At 70.9% G+C, this 17,939-nt stretch carries 17 protein-coding genes; 10 read left to right on the forward strand and 7 right to left on the reverse strand.

Annotated features, from left to right (window positions below; genetic code table 11):
* Positions 1-267: 267 nt before the first annotated feature.
* The 3 genes from IG54_RS0119980 (at position 268) to IG54_RS0119990 (ending at position 2,638) form a co-directional block, all read left to right on the forward strand.
* Positions 268-783: a hypothetical protein gene (locus IG54_RS0119980; protein WP_030785867.1), complete on the forward strand. Its 516-nt coding sequence runs from the start codon at positions 268-270 to the stop codon at positions 781-783.
* A 100-nt stretch (positions 784-883) separates the two neighbouring features.
* On the forward strand, positions 884-2,317 hold the full coding sequence (locus IG54_RS0119985; RefSeq protein WP_030785870.1) for a flotillin family protein: 1,434 nt from the start codon (positions 884-886) through the stop codon (positions 2,315-2,317).
* 21 nt (positions 2,318-2,338) lie between these two features.
* Positions 2,339-2,638 (forward strand): YciI family protein, encoded by a 300-nt coding sequence (locus IG54_RS0119990; protein WP_030785873.1) that lies wholly within the window; start codon positions 2,339-2,341, stop codon positions 2,636-2,638.
* A gap of 18 nt (positions 2,639-2,656) precedes the next feature.
* Here IG54_RS0119990 and IG54_RS0119995 read toward each other — a convergent pair whose 3' ends face one another.
* Positions 2,657-3,763: a WD40/YVTN/BNR-like repeat-containing protein gene (locus IG54_RS0119995; protein WP_420712267.1), complete on the reverse strand. Its 1,107-nt coding sequence runs from the start codon at positions 3,761-3,763 to the stop codon at positions 2,657-2,659.
* 213 nt (positions 3,764-3,976) lie between these two features.
* Between IG54_RS0119995 and IG54_RS0120000 the strand changes: the two genes are divergently transcribed.
* Positions 3,977-4,393, forward strand: coding sequence for an SsgA family sporulation/cell division regulator (locus IG54_RS0120000; protein WP_030785886.1), 417 nt, complete (start codon positions 3,977-3,979; stop codon positions 4,391-4,393).
* Between the two features lie 26 nt (positions 4,394-4,419).
* On the opposite strand, the gene IG54_RS0120005 is transcribed toward IG54_RS0120000, so the two are convergent.
* Positions 4,420-5,346 (reverse strand): SMP-30/gluconolactonase/LRE family protein, encoded by a 927-nt coding sequence (locus IG54_RS0120005; RefSeq protein ID WP_030785890.1) that lies wholly within the window; start codon positions 5,344-5,346, stop codon positions 4,420-4,422.
* Positions 5,347-5,468: 122 nt separating this feature from the next.
* On the opposite strand from IG54_RS0120005, the gene IG54_RS0120010 reads away from it, so the two are divergent.
* From IG54_RS0120010 to IG54_RS0120030, 5 genes are all read left to right on the forward strand, one after another.
* Positions 5,469-5,945: an Lrp/AsnC family transcriptional regulator gene (locus IG54_RS0120010; protein WP_030785893.1), complete on the forward strand. Its 477-nt coding sequence runs from the start codon at positions 5,469-5,471 to the stop codon at positions 5,943-5,945.
* 255 nt (positions 5,946-6,200) lie between these two features.
* A complete protein-coding gene (locus IG54_RS0120015) occupies positions 6,201-7,838 on the forward strand; it encodes an ABC-F family ATP-binding cassette domain-containing protein (RefSeq protein ID WP_030785896.1) in 1,638 nt (545 codons plus the stop codon).
* Between the two features lie 16 nt (positions 7,839-7,854).
* Positions 7,855-10,158, forward strand: a complete 2,304-nt coding sequence (locus tag IG54_RS0120020; RefSeq protein WP_030785899.1) for an ATP-binding cassette domain-containing protein — start codon at positions 7,855-7,857, stop codon at positions 10,156-10,158.
* A gap of 36 nt (positions 10,159-10,194) precedes the next feature.
* Complete coding sequence (gene ddaH / locus IG54_RS0120025) at positions 10,195-10,971, forward strand: dimethylargininase (RefSeq protein ID WP_030785902.1); 777 nt, start codon at positions 10,195-10,197, stop codon at positions 10,969-10,971.
* A gap of 157 nt (positions 10,972-11,128) precedes the next feature.
* A complete protein-coding gene (locus IG54_RS0120030; protein WP_030785905.1) occupies positions 11,129-12,100 on the forward strand; it encodes an acyl-ACP desaturase in 972 nt (323 codons plus the stop codon).
* Positions 12,101-12,130: 30 nt separating this feature from the next.
* Here IG54_RS0120030 and IG54_RS0120035 read toward each other — a convergent pair whose 3' ends face one another.
* Together IG54_RS0120035 and IG54_RS0120040 are read right to left on the reverse strand one after the other, a co-directional pair.
* Positions 12,131-12,385, reverse strand: a complete 255-nt coding sequence (locus IG54_RS0120035; RefSeq protein ID WP_030785908.1) for a WhiB family transcriptional regulator — start codon at positions 12,383-12,385, stop codon at positions 12,131-12,133.
* Between the two features lie 186 nt (positions 12,386-12,571).
* Positions 12,572-13,369, reverse strand: coding sequence for a VOC family protein (locus tag IG54_RS0120040; protein WP_030785910.1), 798 nt, complete (start codon positions 13,367-13,369; stop codon positions 12,572-12,574).
* A gap of 200 nt (positions 13,370-13,569) precedes the next feature.
* Between IG54_RS0120040 and IG54_RS0120045 the strand changes: the two genes are divergently transcribed.
* On the forward strand, positions 13,570-14,808 hold the full coding sequence (locus IG54_RS0120045) for a glycoside hydrolase family 64 protein (RefSeq protein WP_030785913.1): 1,239 nt from the start codon (positions 13,570-13,572) through the stop codon (positions 14,806-14,808).
* Positions 14,809-14,827: 19 nt separating this feature from the next.
* Here IG54_RS0120045 and IG54_RS0120050 read toward each other — a convergent pair whose 3' ends face one another.
* From IG54_RS0120050 to ligD, 3 genes are all read right to left on the reverse strand, one after another.
* Positions 14,828-15,859: a LacI family DNA-binding transcriptional regulator gene (locus IG54_RS0120050; RefSeq protein ID WP_030785916.1), complete on the reverse strand. Its 1,032-nt coding sequence runs from the start codon at positions 15,857-15,859 to the stop codon at positions 14,828-14,830.
* Between the two features lie 186 nt (positions 15,860-16,045).
* Complete coding sequence (locus IG54_RS0120055) at positions 16,046-16,840, reverse strand: phosphotransferase enzyme family protein (protein ID WP_030785919.1); 795 nt, start codon at positions 16,838-16,840, stop codon at positions 16,046-16,048.
* 64 nt (positions 16,841-16,904) lie between these two features.
* Positions 16,905-17,936 carry a non-homologous end-joining DNA ligase gene (gene ligD / locus IG54_RS0120060; RefSeq protein ID WP_030785922.1) on the reverse strand — a complete coding sequence of 344 codons (1,032 nt, stop codon included), beginning with the start codon at positions 17,934-17,936 and terminating at the stop codon, positions 16,905-16,907.
* Positions 17,937-17,939: the final 3 nt, after the last annotated feature.

Genomic DNA, 17,939 nt, shown 5'->3' on the forward strand with positions numbered 1-17,939 from the left:
CCTCCTCCGCCTTGCATCTCGACGCACCAGACCCCGCTCACCAGCGCAGAAAGGTGACCGCCACCCGAGTACGGCCTGATCCGCCGGACAGGCCCTAGTTGGCGGTACCGGCGCCCTTCTCCGGCGCCGCCACGGCCACCCCGGGTCGGTGCCGACCGGCATTAAGGATGCGTAAAGACTGCCGGGACCAGGCAATGAGAGGTGTCGTACCGGCATGTCATGATCTCTTCGTACCGAGGTGAACGGCATGACGGGGGAAGTGATCCGATGACGGTCTTTCTGGGTCTCGGCATCGCGGGGATCGTGCTGCTGGCGCTCTCGCTCGTCCTCGACGGAGTGCTCGAAGGGCTCTTCGGGGGCGCAGGCGTGCTGGACGGGCTCTTCGACGGGCTCCTTTCACTGCCGGTCGTCGCCGGGTTCGTGTCGATGCTCGGCTTCGGGGGAGCGATCGTGCTCGGCACGACCGGTCTCGGCGCGGGCCCCGCCACCTTCGCGGGTGCCTGCGCCGGGCTCGGCGCGGGCTGGGTCACCTGGAGGATGACCCGCGCCCTGATGCGCGACCAGACCGCGCCCACGCCGCGCGGCGACGACCTCGTCGGCACGGCGGGCTCCGTCGTCACCGCGATCCCGGCGGACGGCTACGGCGAGGTGTTGCTGCACCTCGCGGGCCAGCCCGTGAAGTACGCGGCGCGCAGCTCGGCCGCCGTGGCGCGGGGCACCGAGATCTGGGTCGACGCGGCCCTGACGCCGACCTCGGTCGCGGTACGCCCCGTGGACCGCTGACGCAGGCCCGCAGCGGCCCACCGACCGATCGACCGCTCCGCCGAGCGACCACCATCACGTCACCGATCTGCCGTCCGCGGGCGGCAGGGGGGAATGCACCATGAGTCCAGTTCTGACCGCCGTCGTCGGAGTCGTCGTACTCCTCGTCCTGTTGGCGCTCGTCGTCATCACCCGCTACAAGGTCGCCGGGCCCAGCGAGGCCTTCATCGTGACCGGGCGGCGCGGCAAGACGTCCACCGATCCGGACACCGGCCGTGTCATGACCGACAACAGCGGTCAGAAGGTCGTGGTCGGCGGCGGCGTCTTCGTCGTGCCGTTCGTGCAGCAGAAGTTCACCCTCGACCTGTCCTCGCGGCACATCCCGATCGCGGTGCGCGGCGCCGTCACCCTGCGCGGTGTGAAGGCCAACCTCGAAGGCGTCGCCATCGTGAAGGTGGGCGGCACCGAGGATTCCATCCGCGCCGCCGCGCAGCGCTTCCTCGTGCAGCAGGACGGCATCGTCGGCTTCACCCAGGAGGTGCTCTCCGGAGCACTGCGCTCCATAGTGGGGCGGATGTCGGTGGAGGACATCATCCGTGACCGTGCCGCGTTCGCCGGGCAGGTCGCCGAGGAGGCCGAGGCCAGCCTCTCCGGCCAGGGCCTGGTCCTGGACGCCTTCCAGATCCAGGACATCACCACCGAGGGCTCCTATCTGGAGGACCTCGGGCGCCCCGAGGCCGCCCGCGCCAAGCAGGAGGCGGACATCGCCGAGGCCGTGGCGCGCCGCGCCGCCGAGCAGGCGCGGCTGAAGGCCGAGGAGGAGATCGCGATCGCCCAGCGGACGTTCGCGCTCAAGCAGGCCGAGATCAAGGCCGAGACGGACGAGGCGGCGGCGCGCGCCGCCGCCGCGGGGCCGCTCGCCGAGGCGGCGCGGCAGCAGGACGTCCTGACCGAGCAGGAGAAGGTCGCCCAGCGCCAGGCCGCCCTGACCGACAGCGAGTTGGACACGAAGGTCCGCAAGCCCGCCGACGCCGCGCGCTACCAGGCCGAGCAGGAGGCGGAGGCCCGCAGGATCGGTCTGGTCAAGCAGGCCGAGGCCGACGCCGAGCGGGCTCGCCTCACCGGTGAGGGCGAGAAGGCGCACCGTGCCGCGCTCGCCGACGCCGTACGTCTTGAGGGCGAGGCCGAGGCGGCCTCGATCGGCGCGAAGGGCGCCGCGGAGGCGGAGGCGATGCACAAGAAGGCCGACGCGTTCGCGCGGTACGGCGACGCGGCGGTCCTCCAGATGCTCGTGGAGGTCCTGCCGAGCGTGGTCGCCAAGGCGTCCGAGCCGCTCAGCGCGGTGGACAAGATGACGGTGATCTCCACGGACGGGGCGAGCCAGCTGTCCCGCACGGTCGCGGACAACGTCGCCCAGGGCGTCGAACTCCTCAGCTCCACCACGGGAGTCGACCTCGCCGAACTCCTCAAGGGCATCGTCGGAGGCAAGACGCCCTCTTCGGCGCCCGCCCCGGCGCCCACCCCGGCGAACGGCCGCATCGACGTCACCGACTGACCGACTAGTAGCCTCCCGATCATGTTCATTCTCGAATTGACCTACACCGCGCCCCTCTCCGCCGTCGACGAGCAGTTGGAGGCCCATGTGGCCTGGCTCGACGAGCAGTACGCGGCCGGGGTGTTCCTCGCCTCCGGGCGCAAGAACCCGCGTGACGGCGGAGTGATCATCGCGGTCGCCGACGACCGTGCGCGGATCGAGGAGATCACCGGGGCGGACCCGTTCGTCCTGGCCGGGGTCTGCGAGTACCGGATCACCGAGTTCTACGCGACGAAGACGGTCCCGGCACTCGCCTCGTACCGCGAGCAGCTGCCCGCGTAACCCCCCGGACCGGCGCCCTCAGCGCTCCAGGCGGGCGACGCGGCCCTTCTCGCCGGATGCCCAGCAGCCCCGGTCACGGGCGCAGTCCACGGTGTCGTACGAACCCGTGTCGACCGTCCGCCAGGTCCGCCCGCCGTCCTTCGTGACGTCGGTGCCCGTCGGGCCGACCGCGAGGGCCGTGGCGCGGCTGTGCGGGAACCACGTCACGCCCGAGCGGTAGGCGGGCGGCGGCCGCTCGGCCGGGGCCCAGACGCGGCCGCCGTCGCGGGTGACCGCCGCCGCCCTCGGCGAGGCCTGGTCGGCCCGGTAGTCGCCGCCGACCGCGATGCCGTGCGAGCGGTCGCGGAAGGCGAGGCCGAAGACGCCGCGGGCCGGGTCGCCCGCGGGGATCGGCGCGTCGGTGGCCGTCCAGGTCCGCCCGCGGTCGGCGGAGTGCAGGATCCGGGCGCGGGCCGCCCCTCCGGTGGCCAGCCACACGTCGCGGGGCCCCGAGGCGACCAGGCACTGGCCGCTCGCCGCGAACGCCGCCTCGCCCTCCTGCGCCGCGGGCATGCCGCCGCTCGGCAGGACCTTCCAGGAACGGCCGCCGTCAGCCGTGGACAGGATGCGGTACTTGCCGTCGACGGGGTCGCTCATCGCCAGGCCGTGGCGGCGGTCGAAGAAGGTCACGCAGTCGTAGAAGGCCCGGGGGTCGGTGTTGCGGAAGGACTCCGTCCAGGTCGCGCCGCCGTCCTCGGTGCGCAGCACCCGGGACGCCTCGCCCTCGCCGATGGCGAGGACCACCGCGCGCCGGCCGTCGAAGGCCTCGACGTCCCGCAGTTCGAGAGCGGCGCCTCCCGGTGGGGACACATCGCGCCACGTCCTGCCGCCGTCCGCGGTGCGCAGCACGGTGCCCCTGGACCCGGCCACCCAGGCCGTGTCGCGGCTGACGGCGGCGAGGCCGCGGAAGCGGGCGTCGGTGCCGCTGTCCTTGAGCCGCCAGCTCAGGCCCCCTCCCGGGGTGTGGTCACGCCCGTCCGGCCGGGCGGTCGCGGGCGGCGCGAGCACGGCCCCGGCGAGCGCCGCCCCGCACAGTCCCGCAAGTACCGCGCGCCTCATCGACTTCGACTTCCCCATGGCCCTCATGGCGGGCGAAGCTAGCCGACGCGCCGGGGCTCGTCCAGATGGCCGGAAGGGCTCCCCCGGAAGACGGGTGCCGGGAACCGCGGGCGTCTCCACGGTGTCGCGGTGACAGAGGTCACTCGGTCTCGCCCACCCCGCATGTGCACGGATCCCGTCGTTCCGTCGTCTATTCAAGTGCCGACCCCAGTCGTCCAGCAGTCAGTGAGGGAGCAGGCGTTGTCCACCGTCATCGAACAAGCCGTAGAGGCCCGCCTGGTCGCCGCCGCGCCGCGGATGCCGACCATTCCCGCAACGCTCCACTACGACCGGCGGGACCCCTTCGCCGTACGGATGAGCTTCCCCGCCCCCGCGACGCTGGAGGGCGTCGAGGTCTACTGGACCTTCGCCCGCGAACTGCTCACCGAGGGCGTGGAGCGCGCGGTGGGCGACGGCGACGTACGGGTGCGGCCGTACGGCTTCGACCGCACGGTCGTGGAGTTCCACGCACCCGAGGGGACCGCGATCGTCCACATCCGCACCGGAGAACTCCGCCGCTTCCTGCACCGCACGACGGCCCTGGTGCCGGTCGGCCAGGAGCACCGCCACGTCGACCTGGACCAGGACCTGGCGGAGCTGATGCGGGACGCGTGCTGAGCCGCCGCTGACGGGCCCCGGCCTGGTCAGGTCCGCACGCGCGGCAGCCCCGTGATGCCCATCACCAGGGAGTAGAGCGAGGTCGTCGCGGTGATGAAGAGGCGGTTGTTCTTCGGGCCGCCGAAGGCGATGTTGGAGACGGGCTCGGGGATGTTCAGGCGGCCGATGAGCGTCCCGTCCGGGTCGTAGCAGTGCACCCCGCCGTCCATGGCGGCCGCCCACAGGCGCCCTCCGTCGTCGAAGCGGAGGTTGTCGAAGTGGCTGACGCCGTCCGTGGTCCTGGCGAAGACCTCGCCGTCGGAGAGCGTTCCGTCGTCGCGGACGTCGAAGACGCGGATGACGCCGCCGCGCGTGTCCGAGACGTACAACTGCCGCTCGTCAGGTGAGAAGACGAGTCCGTTCGGCGCCTCGAAGCAGTCCGCGACCAGGCGGACCTCCCCCGTGGCCGGGTCGATCCGGTAGACGTTGAGGCCGTCCAGCTCGCGCTCCGCGCGGAAGCCCTCGTAGTCGCTGGTGATCCCGAAGTCGGGGTCGGAGAACCACACCGAGCCGTCGGAGCGTACGACCGCGTCGTTCGGGCTGTTGAGCCGCTTGCCGTCGTAGCGGTCGGCTAGCACGGTGAGGCTGCCGTCCGGCTCGGTGCGGGTGACCCTGTGATTGCCCTGCTCGCAGGTGATCAGCCGGCCCTCGCGGTCGAGCGTGTTGCCGTTGCTGTGCCCGGCCGCGGAGCGGAAGACGGAGACCGCGCCGGTCGCCTCGTCCCAGCGCAGCATCCGGTCGTTCGGGATGTCGCTCCAGATCAGCTGGCGCCAGGCCGGGAGATAGAGGGGCCCTTCCGCCCAGCGGCAGTCGCCGTACAGCTTCTCCAGGCGGCTGTCTCCGTTGGCGCACCGTCCGGTGCGGAACCGGTCGTCCAGGATCTCGTACAGCACAGCCTCGTCGGAGCCGGACATCATTACCCCCATGCGGTGGTGAACTGAATCTCGTACAGTCGAAGTGGACTATGCCAGAACCGTATATGGTTACGCCATAAAAATGGTGGACGGGGGACGGTGAACCGGGGATGGTGCATGACGTGGACGACATCGACCGCAGGCTGATCGCGCTGCTCCAGCAGGACGCGACCACCGCGTACGCCGCGCTCGGCAAGGAGGTGGGCCTGTCGGCGGGCGCCGCCCACGAGCGCGTGCGCAAGCTGCGCGAGCGGGGCGTCATCCGGCGCACCACCATCGACGTGGACCCGGCGGCGCTCGGCCGGGGCGTCCTTGCCTTCGTGATGGTCGACTCGACCGCCTGGATGGGGGATTCGGCCGAGGCCTTCGCGGCGATCCCGGAGATCCAGGAGGCGCATGTCATCGCGGGCAGCGCCGCGGTCCTGGTGAAGGTGCGCGCCGCGACGACGGAGGGGCTCCAGGACGTGCTGCGCAGGCTGTACGCGATCGAGGGCGTGAGCGGGACGCAGGCGACGGTGTCCCTGGAGACCTTCTTCGAACGGCCGGTCCCGCCCGCCCCGCCGAGCGGCGGCGGGGCGGTGAGGCCGATAAAGCGTTGACAGGGCCCCGGGTGGATTCCTACCGTGTACAACGGTTCTGTTGCCGTCGATAGGAGAAGGACGTTGCTCGTCTGAGGTCATGAGACACCGCGTCACGCAGCTTCCGCGCTGCCGTGCACGTCGCGTGCGACCTCGGCATACGAGCCGTCCCGTCCCCCGGCGCAGGCCTTTCCTCTTTTCCGGCCTCACCCCGCCGCGGTGTCTCGAACGCGTTGCCCCTGACCGCGCTCCACACCACGCAACCGCGAGGCCTGTATGTCACACTCCCCCACCTCCCTCACCTGCACGTCGCTCACCTTCGCCTGGGCCGACGGGACCAGCGTCTTCGACGGACTCCAGGTGGCCTTCGGCCCCGGCAGGACCGGACTCATCGGCGTCAACGGCTCAGGGAAATCAACCCTGTTGAAGCTGATCGCCGGTGAGCTGACCCCCACCGACGGCACCGTCAAGGTCGCCGGCGAGGTCGGCTACCTGCCGCAGAGCGTCACCCTCGACACCGGCCTGCGCGTCGACGAGGTGCTCGGCATCGCCGCGACGCGCGCCGCGCTGCACGCCATCGAGGCGGGCGACGCGCGCGAGGAGCACTTCGCGGTCGTCGGCGACGACTGGGACGTCGAGGAGCGCGCGCTCGCGACCCTCGACCAGCTCGGCCTCGGCCACATCGGCCTCGACCGCACCACGGGCGAGGTCTCGGGCGGCGAGTCGGTGCTGCTGCGCCTCGCCGCGCTGCTCCTGCGCCGGCCGGATGTCCTGCTGCTCGACGAACCGACCAACAACCTCGATCTGTACGCCCGTCGGCGCCTGTACGCGGCCGTCGAGGCGTGGTCCGGAGTCCTCGTCGTGGTCAGTCACGACCGTGAACTCCTCGACCTGGTCGACCAGATCGCCGATCTTCGGGACGGCGAGGTCAGTTGGTACGGCGGCAACTTCAGCGCGTACGAGGAAGTCCTCGCCGCCGAGCAGGATGCGGCGGAGCGCATGGTGCGCGTCGCCGAGTCCGACCTGCGCAGGCAGAAGCGCGATCTGGCCGACGCCCAGGTCAAGTTGGCCCGCCGCAAGCGCTACGGCCAGAAGATCCAGGACAGCAGGAGCCAGCCGAAGATCTTGATGGGCGCCCGCAAACGGGCCGCCCAGGAGTCCGCGGGCAAGCACCGCATCATGCACGAGGAGAAGCTCGCCGAGGCCAAGGAGCGCCTCGACGACGCCGTGGAGGCGGTGCGGGACGACGACGAGATCCGCGTCGACCTGCCGCACACCCTGGTGCACCCGGGCCGCACCGTCCTCACCCTGAGCGGCCTCGAATTGCGCTACGGGGCCCGCGTCCAGGGCGAGTTCGAGCTGCGCGGCCCGGAGCGGATCGCGTTGATCGGGCGCAACGGCGCGGGCAAGACCACGCTGCTGCGCACCATCGCCGGTGAACTCGAGGCGGTCGCCGGGGAGGCACGGGCGCATGTGCCGATGCGGTTCCTGCCGCAGCGGCTCGACGTCCTGGACGGTGAGCTGACCGTCGCCGAGAACGTGGCGGCATACGCTCCCGACGCGACCAACAACCGCGTCCGGGCGCGGCTTGCCCGCTTCCTGTTCAAGGGCGCCAAGGCCGACCAGCGGGCGGCTACCCTCTCGGGTGGCGAGCGGTTCCGCGCGGCGCTCGCGGCGCTGCTCCTCGCCGAGCCCGCGCCGCAGCTGCTCATGCTCGACGAGCCGACGAACAACCTCGACATGGCCAGCGTCAAGCAGCTCTCGACGGCCCTGGAGTCGTACGAGGGCGCGCTGGTCGTGGCCAGTCACGACCTGCCGTTCCTGGAGTCCATCGGCATCACGCGATGGTTGCTTCTGGACGGGGAACTGAAGGAAATCACCCAGGAAAAGAAGACAGAGGCTGTCGGGTATTGAGCCTAGCGTCGGGTGCATGCACCAGGACACACACGACCACATCACCATCGCGGGGGCCCGTGAGAACAACCTCAAGGAGGTGAGCCTGGGCATCCCGAAGGGCCGTCTCACGGTCTTCACCGGGGTGTCGGGGTCCGGGAAGTCGTCGGTCGTCTTCGATACGATCGCGGTCGAGTCCCAGCGTCAGCTGAACGAGACCTTCACCTGGTTCGTGCGCAACCGGCTGCCGAAGTACGAGCGGCCGCACGCGGACGCCATCGAGGATCTCTCGCCCGCGATCGTCGTCGACCAGCGGCCGATCGGCGGCCACTCCCGCTCCACCGTGGGCACCATGACGGACGTCTACTCCGTGATCAGGGTGCTCTTCTCCCGGCACGGCACGCCGAGCGCGGGCCCCGCGACGGCGTACTCCTTCAACGACCCGTCGGGCATGTGCCCGCGCTGCGACGGCCTCGGCCGGACCGTGCGGCCCGACTACGACCGCATCCTGGACCCCACCAAGTCCCTGGCGGACGGCGCGATCCTCTTCCCGCCGTTCGCCGCGGGGACCTGGCACGGCCAGACCTACACCAACACGCCCGACCTCGACCCGCACAAGCCGGTCGGCCGGTTCACCGACGCCGAGCGGCAGTTCCTCATGCGCGGCGGGCGCGGCAAGAGGAAGGTCAGCGTCGACAACACCGGCGGCGCACGGGACATCGACTACGAAGGTCTCGCCGACCGCTTCGAACGCCTCTACCTCAACCGCGATCTGTCCACCCTCGCCCAGAAGACCCGCGACCTGGTGCAGGGCTTCCTCGTGGAAGGCGCCTGCCCGTCCTGCCACGGGGCGCGGCTCAATCCGGCGGCGCTCGCCAGCCGAATCAACGGCCTGGGCATCGCCGACTGCACCCGGATGGAAGTCACCGACCTCATCAAGGAGTTGGGCCGCGTCCACGACCCGGTAGCGGGCCCGATCGCCGCGGCGGCCGTGGCGGCCCTGGAGCGCATCGAGGCGATCGGCCTCGGGTATCTGAGCCTGGACCGCGAGACGTCCACGCTCTCCGGGGGCGAGGGCCAGCGGCTGAAGATGGTGCGCCACCTCGGCTCCAGCCTCACCGGCATGACGTACATCTTCGACGAGCCGAGCGTCGGCCTGCACCCGCGCGATGTGGGCCGCCTCAACGACCTGCTGCTGCGGTTGCGCGACAAGGGCAACACCGTCCTGGTCGTCGAGCACGACCCGGACGTGATCGCGGTCGCCGACCACGTCGTCGACATGGGGCCCGCGGCCGGCGCCGACGGCGGCCTCGTCGTCTTCGAGGGCACCCCGGACGAGCTGCGGCAGGCGGACACCCTCACCGGCCGCCATCTGCGCCGCTTCCGGAGCGTCAAGGAGCACCCGCGCGAGGCGACCGGCGGGCACTGGATCAGGGGCGCCGATCTGCACAACCTGAAGAACGTCAGCGTGCGGGTACCGACCGGGGTGCTCACCGCGGTCACCGGCGTCGCGGGCTCCGGCAAGAGCACGCTGGTGTCGAAGGCGTTCACCGAGGCGCACCCGGACGCCGTGGTCGTCGACCAGTCCTCCATCGGCATCTCCGGCCGCTCCACCCCGGCGACGTATCTCGGGATCATGGACACCGTACGCAGGCTCTTCGCCCGGGAGACGGGTGCGAGGGCGAGCCTGTTCAGCTTCAACTCCCATGGCGCGTGCGAGCATTGCCGGGGGCGCGGGATCATCTACAGCGACCTGGCGTTCATGGACCCGGTGACCACGACGTGCGAGGCGTGCGAGGGGCGGCGCTTCAAGGACGAGGTGCTGCGCCTGACCGTCGACGGCCGGTCCGTCGTGGACGTGCTGGAGATGACCGCGGAGCGTGCGCTGGACTTCTTCGAGCGCTTCGACGACACGGCGGTGCGCCGTCGCCTCGGCGCCCTGCGGGACGTGGGGCTCACCTACCTCACGCTCGGGCAGCCGCTCAGCACCCTGTCCGGCGGTGAGCGCCAGCGCATCAAGCTGGCCACGCAGTTGCACCGCACCGGAACGACGTACGTCCTGGACGAACCGACCACCGGCCTGCACATGGCGGACGTCGACGGCCTGCTCGCGCTGCTCGACCGGCTCGTCGACGCCGGGAACACGGTGCTCGTCGTCGAGCACAACCTCGACGTCGTCAAGCACGCGGACTGGGTCATCGACCTCGGCCCCGACGGCGGCAAGCACGGCGGGCGGATCGTCTTCGAGGGGACGCCGGAGGGGCTGCTGCGGGCGCGGGGCTCCTTCACGGCGGATCACCTGCGAAACGCTCTGGGCCCGGACGGGGAACGCGCTGCATGATGTGCGGCACCACCCCGCCCCCGTGAGGAGAACACCGTGCCCAGCAAGAAGGCCCTGATCCGCCGCCCCGGCCCGCGTCTCGCCGAAGGCCTGCTCACCCACCTGGAGCGCTCCCCGGTGGACGTGGCGCTGGCGCTGCGGCAGTGGGAGGCGTACGTCGCGGCTCTGGACGCCCACGGCTGGGAGACGCTGGAGGTCCAGCCCGCCGACGACTGCCCGGACTCGGTGTTCGTGGAGGACGCGGTGGTGGTCTTCCGGAACGTGGCGCTGATCGCCCGGCCGGGGGCCGAGGCCCGGCGGGGCGAGACGCCGGGCGTCGAGGAGGCGGTCGCCCGGCTCGGCTGCTCGGTGAACCGGATCCGTCGACCGGGCACGCTCGACGGCGGTGACGTCCTCAAGATCGGCGACACGATCTACGTGGGGCGGGGCGGCAGGACCAACGCGGAGGGCGTGCGGCAGCTGCGGGCCGTCTTCGAACCGCTCGGCGCGCGCGTGGTCGCCGTCCCCGTCGCCAGGGTCCTGCATCTGAAGTCCGCGGTGACGGCGCTGCCCGACGGGACGGTGATCGGGTACGAGCCGCTGGTCGACAGCGCCTCGCTGTTCCCGCGCTTCCTTCCGGTGCCCGAGGAGCCCGGTGCGCACGTGGTGCTGCTCGGCGGCGCGAAGCTGCTGATGGCGTCGAGCGCCCCGAAGAGCGCGGAGCTGTTCGGCGATCTCGGTTTCGACCCGGTTCCGGTGGACATCAGCGAGTTCGAGAAGCTCGAAGGCTGTGTGACGTGCCTCTCAGTCCGGCTGCGTGGACTGTACGCCTGACCAGCAATGAGGCCTTTGTTACGGGGAACACGGGTGGGGCCCGGCCTCACAGCCTCTTTACGGAGGGTTTAACCTACGGCAACGTAACCTACGAGACCGTAGGTAGTGCACCGCTCGCACTGCCCGTAAGAACCCCCCGTCCCCGTATGGAGCCCACGTGACGATCACCTCTCCCCACCTCGGCAGCACGGACAGCTGGACCGATGCCCGGCTGCTCTACGCGCTGGAGGAAGTGGTCGAGCAGGAACTCAACCGCCACCTGAAGGTGGCGAAGGACTGGATGCCCCACGAGTACGTGCCGTTCTCCGACGCCCGGAACTTCCCCGGCTTCTTCGAGGACGGCGAAGCCTGGGAGAAGGGCCAGTCCCCGGTCACCGACATCGGGCGCATCGCCCTGGTGGTCAACCTGCTCACCGAGGACAACCTCCCCAGCTACCACCACGAGATCGCCTCCCTCTTCGGCCGCGACGGCGCCTGGGGCACGTGGGTGCACCGCTGGACGGCCGAGGAGGGGCGGCACGGCATCGTGATGCGCGACTACCTCCTCGCCTCCCGCGCGGTCGACCCGGACGAGCTGGAGCGGTTCCGGATGGTCCACATGAGCGAGGGCTTCGAGTCGGACAACCGCCACTCGATGCTGCACTCGGTCGCGTACGTGGCCTTCCAGGAGCTGGCGACCCGCATCTCGCACCGCAACACCGGGCATCAGTCCGGCGACCCGGTCTGCGACCGCATGCTGGCGCGCATCGCCACCGACGAGAACCTGCACATGGTCTTCTACCGGAACCTGCTCAAGGCCGCCTTCGAGCTGGCTCCGGACCTGACGATGCAGTCCGTGCGGGACGTCGTGGTCAACTTCCGCATGCCGGGGCACGGCATGCCGGGCTTCGAGCGGGCCGCCGCGCAGATGGCCATCGGCGAGGTCTACAACCTGCGCATCCACCACGACGACGTGCTCCAGCCCGTGCTGCGCCACCTGAAGGTCCTGGAGATCGACGGCCTCGGCCCCGAGGGCCTCAAGGCCCAGGAGGAACTGGGCTTCTACATGGGCGGGCTCGACGCGGAGGCGTCCAAGTTCGACGAGAGGCTGGCCGCCCGCAAGGCGCGGATGGCGGCCCGGGGCGCCTGACCGCGGGTGACGCACCCGTGAAGGCGAACGTCACCGCGCGCTGTCCGGTACGCGTCTGAGGGCGTACCGCTCCTTCTCGGAGAGGCCGCCCCAGACGCCGAAACGCTCGTCGTTGGCGAGTGCGTACTCCAGGCAGGCCGGGCGCATCGCACACATCCGGCAGATGTACTTCGCCTCGCGCACCGAGCTTCCGGGCTCGGGGAAGAAGAAGTCCGCTCCGGTCTGCGCGCACAGCGCCTGCTCCTGCCAGGCGAGTTCGGGCTGGGCCGTCATGTCGATCTGCATGCCATCGATACTGCACGGCCGCGCGAAACAACCGATCAACGAACGATCAACGACAGCCCGGTCGGCGTTTCACCACGGTCAGCGATGTGGTCCGCGGCCCGGTCGGCGGACCGGGCCGCGGCCTGTTCAGCTCCCCGACAAGCGCTGCCCCAGGAAGGCCGTCACGAAACGCGCCCCGCTCGACGCCTACGACTCCATCTGCTCGCCAGGAGGGGCTGGTTGCAGCACGGCGAACCGTGCGCCCGCCGGGTCCGCGAGCTTCGCGAAGCGGCCCACGCCCGCCATGTCCACGGTGTCCATCCGCACCGCGCCGCCCGACCGCTCGACCTTGGCGACGGTGTCGTCGCAGTCATCCACCTGGAAGTACGGCAGCCAGTACGCCCTGTCCTCCAAGGGGTCGCTGTCGAGGGGCACGATGCCGCCGAACATGTCGTCCGCAGTGCCGTCGGCGGGATGCACCATCGTGTACGAACCGCCGGGGAAGGGCATCTCGGTGGTCTGCCAGCCGAACACCGAGCCGTAGAACGAGGTGGCCGCGGAGACGTCCGGGGTGTACAGCTCGCTCCAGACCAGGCCGCCCGGTTCGTTCAGGACATCGAGGCCCTTCAGCTCTCCCTGCTGCCACACCGAGAAGGGCACGCCCGCCGAGTCGGTGAGACCGGCCATGCGACCGAGGTCGCGGACGTCCACCGCTTCATAGAGCGTGCCGCCGCCGGCCTGCTCGACCGATTTCACCGTCGCGTCCACGTCCGCCGCGCGGAAGTAGAGCGTCCAGGCGGGCGGGGCCTCGTCGGCCGGCATCGCCATCGCGCCCGCCGCGGTCCTGCCGGAGATCTGGAACTGGCTGTAGCCCCCCACATCCGGGCCGCCCCGCTGGATCTCCCAGCCGAACAGTTCGCGATAGAAGGCGCTGACGCTGTCGAGGTCGGGGGCGCACATGTCCACCCAGACCGGAGCGCCCGGGACGAAACGGGTACTGAGCATGATCGACTCCTTTGTCGTATCTCTCTGCCGTCCCTTCGAGTCTGGCACCCCCCACTGACAATCCGCTTGTTGTCATTTCCTGAAGGAGTGACATTTTTGAGAGCGCTCTCAGTCACATCTCTTGACGCTCCCATCGCCCGCCGCGACAGTGGGCCCCGAAGTGCTCCCCTCCTCCCCCACCACCGCGCAGGAGACCTTCCGTGATATCGCGTCGAACGTTTCTGACCACCGCCGCCGGTGCCGCGGGCGCCCTCACCTCCCCCCTCTGGGGGAGCGCTCTCGGCCCGAGCGCCCGGGCGGCAGGCCGGGCCGCTCCCGTCACCTGTGAGCTGGCCCTGCGCAACAAGTCGCTCCCGGGCCAGGTGCACGCCTATGTCACCGGCCATGAGCAGGGCACCGGCCGCCGGCTACTGCTCAGGCCGGACGGCGGGGTCTATCGCCCCGGCTCACCCGCGGCGCCGCAGACCCCGCTGCCCGTCGACTGCGCCATCCCGCTCGGCGCCGCCGGTTCGCCGCCCAGAGTGCTGACCCTGCCTCAGATGTACGGGGCACGCGTCTACTTCGTGCGCGATAGCAAGCTGGACTTCTTCCTCAACCCCGGGCCCGCGCTCGTCGAGCCCGCTTTCGCGACCCCCGCGGACCCCAACTACGGCCGCACGTGGTCGTTCTGCGAGTTCACCTTCAACCCCCAGCAGCTCTACGCCAACATCAGTTACGTCGATCTCGTCACGGCGCTGCCCATCGGGCTGACCCTGGAGGGTGACGCCACGCATACCGTCGCCCCGCTCCCCGACGGGGCCGTCGACAGGATCGCCGCGGATCTCACGGCGCAGGCGGCCAAGGACGGCCGGCCCTGGGACGACCTGGTCATCCGGGGCGACGGCGGAGGCGTACTGCGGGTGATCTCGCCGCAGAACCTCATGGCGCCCTACTTCGACCGGCCCGACCAGATGCCCTTCCGCGACGTGTGGGACCGCTACGTCGACCAGGTGTGGGACAAGTACCGCTCGACCGACCTCAGGATCGATCTCCAGGGCGGGCGTGGTGTGTTCACCGGGCGCGTCAGGGGTGACGTACTGACGTTCAACGGCGGCCACTCCTTCACCAGGCCGACGTCGAAGGACATCTTCACCTGCAACCACGGCCCGTTCACCAACAACCCCGGCGACCCCGACGACAAGAAGGGCCTCCTCGCGCGCCTCGCCGCCGGGTTCAACCGCAGCATCATGCTCACCCATGCCGATCAGCCCAACGGCGCGACCGCCGCCGACTACTACCGGGGCGAGGTGACCAACCACTGGTCGCGGGTGGTGCACGCCAACTCCCCCATCGGGTACGCGTTCCCGTACGACGACGTGCGCCCCGACGGGCAACCGGACGTGTCGGGCGCCGCCCACGACGGGAACCCGCGGCGCTTCACGGTGAGCGTGGGGTCCTGACCGCGCCCCTTGCGGCCCCTCAGGCCGAGGCCCTGCGCACCAGCGCCGTCGGCAGGACCACACCGGTCGGCTCGGCGGCGCGGTCCTCTCCCGCCTTGCCGCGCAGAAGCATCCGGGCCATCAACCTGCCCATGCCCTCGATGTCCTGACGGACCGTCGTCAGGGGCGGTTCGGTCTGCTCGGTCACCGGCAGCATGTCGTCGAAACCGACCACCGCCACGTCGTCCGGCACCCGCTTGCCCCGCTCCCGCAACACCCGCAGGGCGCCGGACGCCGACAGGTCGTTGGCCGCGAAGACAGCGTCCAACTGCGGTACCCGGTCCAGGAGTTCCCGCATCGCGCGCTCCCCGCCCGCAGGCGTGAAGTCGCCTTCGGCGATCAGCCGCGGGTCCACGTCGCCGAGCACGTCTCGGAAGCCGTCGAGCCGGTCGACCGCGGACGTCTGGTCGAGGGGGCCGGTGATGTGTGCGACGCGGCCGCGGCCGAGGCCCACCAGATGCCGCGCCGCCTCGCGCGCCCCGCCGCGGTTGTCGCAGTCGACGTACGAGACGCTCGGCTCGCCCGGCCCTGGCTCGGGCCAGCCGGGGCGTCCCCCGAACACGGTCGGCACCCCGGCGCGTCGGATGATGCCGGGCAGCGGGTCGTCGAGGTGCAGCGAGAAGGCGAGAGCCCCGTCGACGTGGCCGCCCGCCAGATAGCGGCCGACCCGTTCGTAGTCGTCGCGTCCCTCGGTGAGCAGCAGCACGAGCTGTATGTCATGCTCCGTCAGTTCCTTGCTGATGCCGCGCAGTTGCAGTGCGAAGAACGGGTCGGCGAAGACCCGTGTCTCCGGTTCGGCGATCACCACGGCGACCGCGTCGTGACGCCGGGTGACCAGGCTGCGGGCGGCGCGGTTGGGGACGTAGCCCAGCTCGTCGACCGCGTGGCGCACCTTCTCGGCGAGCCTCTCGCGCACTCCCGGGTCGCCGTTGACGACTCGGGAGACGGTGGCCCTGGAGACCCCGGCACGGGCGGCCACGGCCTCCAGGGTGGGGCGCGGTTCCTCGGTCACCTGCGTTCACTCCTCCCTGACGGTGTCAGGAGGCATCCTTGCGCATCTGCTTGCCGACCACCCCGGGAAGGGGGAGCACGACTCCCGTCAACCAACGCCGAGGATCCGACCCAGCGCGAGACCGCACACCGTACCGAGGCGGCCGACCCCATGAGCCTCCACGATCAACCGCCGTACGGAACAGGCTCAATCGGCGAGCAGCACGCGCAGCCACTCGTCTTGGCGTTGCTCGATGTATGCGGAATCGCTTCGCCAGACATCGCCGTGGCCTTCGGTCCACAGCCGGGCCCAGGGCTGTACACCGCGGGCAGCCTGCTCGCGCAGGAAGTCGTGCATGGAACGCGTTCTGCGCCCCAGCATCGGGACCAGCCGACGGCGTTCGGCCTCGTCGAGGCCGTAGGCGGCGACGAAACCCCGCATGCGGTCCGCCGCGTCGGGTCGCCGCAGGCGCGGGTCGGCGGACAGCGGAACGAAGCCGTGAAGCGCGTACGCGAGGTCCCACAGGCGGGAACCGGGACCCGCACCGTCCCAGTCGATGAAGGCCCACTGCCCCTGGCCCCCGCCTCCGCCCCCGACTACGAGGTTCCACGGAGCCAGGTCGTGATGGGCGATGATGTCGCTGCCCTCGGCGGGAATCAGCCTCTGCCAGCGCGCGTCGGGCGGTGGCGTGAAGTCCTGCACGGCGTCGTGGAAGTCCCTGATCAGCTGTGCCACGCGAGCCAGTTGGCGAGCAGGGTCCAGCAGCGAGAAGCGGTCCGGCCAGACCGCCTCTCCCGGCATGAAGGTCAGGACCTCGCGCCCCTCGTCGTCGATGCCCAGCGGGCGGGGCGCCGCGCGGAATCCGACGTCATGGAGGTGGGTGAGCAGGGCGTGGACCGCAGGGGTCCATGGGCCAGTGGGACGGCGGACGGTGTCGCCCACCCGGACGACGCCCGCGCTGACATTGCCTCCGGCCAACGGCTGTTCCTCATCGGGCTCCATCAGGCCAGTGTGCCGAAGCAGCCGGCCGACCCGTGATCGCGCCCCGCCGCCCGGCAGGCCCCCCTCACTTCTCGTGCTTCGCCCTGCTCGGCTGTACGCGCTTGGGCTCGCCCGGCATCTTCGGGTACTCCGGGGGGTACGGCAGGTCGCCGAGGGCGTGGTCCTTCTCGTCCTTGTCGGCGAGGTCGAGAAGGGCTTCGAGGGAGTGGGCGTGGTCCTCCATGCGCGCGTGGACGTCGCCCAGCTTCGCGAAGCGGTCCGGCATCGTGGCGATGTCGAAGTCCTCCGGGACGGCGTCGTCGACCTCGTCCCAGCGCAGGGGGGCCGATACGGGGGCGTGGGGGCGGGCCCGTAGCGAGTAGGCGGAGGCGATCGTGCGGTCCCTGGCCGTCTGGTTGTAGTCCACGAAGATGCGGGGGCCGCGCTCCTCCTTCCACCACGCCGTGGTGACCTGGTCGGGCATGCGGCGCTCCAGTTCCCGTCCGCAGGCGATCGCCGCCCGCCGCACCTGGGTGAAGGTCCAGCGGGGTTCGATGGGCACGAACACGTGCATCCCGCGGCCACCGGATGTCTTGGGCCAGCCGACCAGACCGCCGAACTCGTCGAGGACCGCGCGCAGCTCGTGTGCGGCCCGTACCGCGTCGGCGTAGTCCGTGCCGGGCTGCGGGTCGAGGTCGATGCGGAGTTCGTCGGGGTGGTCGAGGTCGTCGCGGCGTACCGGCCAGGGGTGGAAGGTGAGCGTGTTGTACTGGGCCGCCCAGATCACGGCGGCCACCTCGGTGGGGCACATCTCGTCGGCGGTGCGGCCGCTGGGGAAGGTGATGGTGGCGGTGGGGATCCAGTCGGGATGGTTCTTCGGGGCGCGCTTCTGGTAGAAGAACTCGCCGGCCGCCCCGTCCGGGTAGCGCTGCAAGGTGGTGGGGCGGTTCCTGAGCGCGCGGAGGATGCCGGGGCCCACGGACACGAGGTACCGGGCGACGTCCAGCTTGGTGAAACCCCGCTCGGGGAAGACCACCCGGTCGGGGCTGGACAGCCGTACGGTCCGTTCCCCCGTGTCGATCTCCACGGCCGCGCTCTTGCCCTTGGCTTCACCCATGGA

It is taken from the genome of Streptomyces sp. NRRL S-920, from assembly GCF_000717945.1.
GTDB classification, from domain to species: domain Bacteria; phylum Actinomycetota; class Actinomycetes; order Streptomycetales; family Streptomycetaceae; genus Streptomyces; species Streptomyces alboniger.

Bases quoted from the DNA above. Each gene is read 5' to 3' on its own strand.
- IG54_RS0119990 (WP_030785873.1), top strand. From the start codon at position 2,339: ATGTTCATTCTCGAATTGACCTACACCGCGCCCCTCTCCGCCGTCGAC.
- IG54_RS0120040 (WP_030785910.1), bottom strand. From the start codon at position 13,369: ATGCTCAGTACCCGTTTCGTCCCGGGCGCTCCGGTCTGGGTGGACATG.
- IG54_RS0120020 (WP_030785899.1), top strand. From the start codon at position 7,855: ATGCACCAGGACACACACGACCACATCACCATCGCGGGGGCCCGTGAG.
- ligD (WP_030785922.1), bottom strand. From the start codon at position 17,936: ATGGGTGAAGCCAAGGGCAAGAGCGCGGCCGTGGAGATCGACACGGGG.
- IG54_RS0119995 (WP_420712267.1), bottom strand. From the start codon at position 3,763: ATGAGGGCCATGGGGAAGTCGAAGTCGATGAGGCGCGCGGTACTTGCG.
- IG54_RS0120005 (WP_030785890.1), bottom strand. From the start codon at position 5,346: ATGTCCGGCTCCGACGAGGCTGTGCTGTACGAGATCCTGGACGACCGG.
- IG54_RS0120035 (WP_030785908.1), bottom strand. From the start codon at position 12,385: ATGCAGATCGACATGACGGCCCAGCCCGAACTCGCCTGGCAGGAGCAG.
- IG54_RS0120015 (WP_030785896.1), top strand. From the start codon at position 6,201: ATGTCACACTCCCCCACCTCCCTCACCTGCACGTCGCTCACCTTCGCC.
- IG54_RS0119985 (WP_030785870.1), top strand. From the start codon at position 884: ATGAGTCCAGTTCTGACCGCCGTCGTCGGAGTCGTCGTACTCCTCGTC.
- IG54_RS0120055 (WP_030785919.1), bottom strand. From the start codon at position 16,840: ATGGAGCCCGATGAGGAACAGCCGTTGGCCGGAGGCAATGTCAGCGCG.
- IG54_RS0119980 (WP_030785867.1), top strand. From the start codon at position 268: ATGACGGTCTTTCTGGGTCTCGGCATCGCGGGGATCGTGCTGCTGGCG.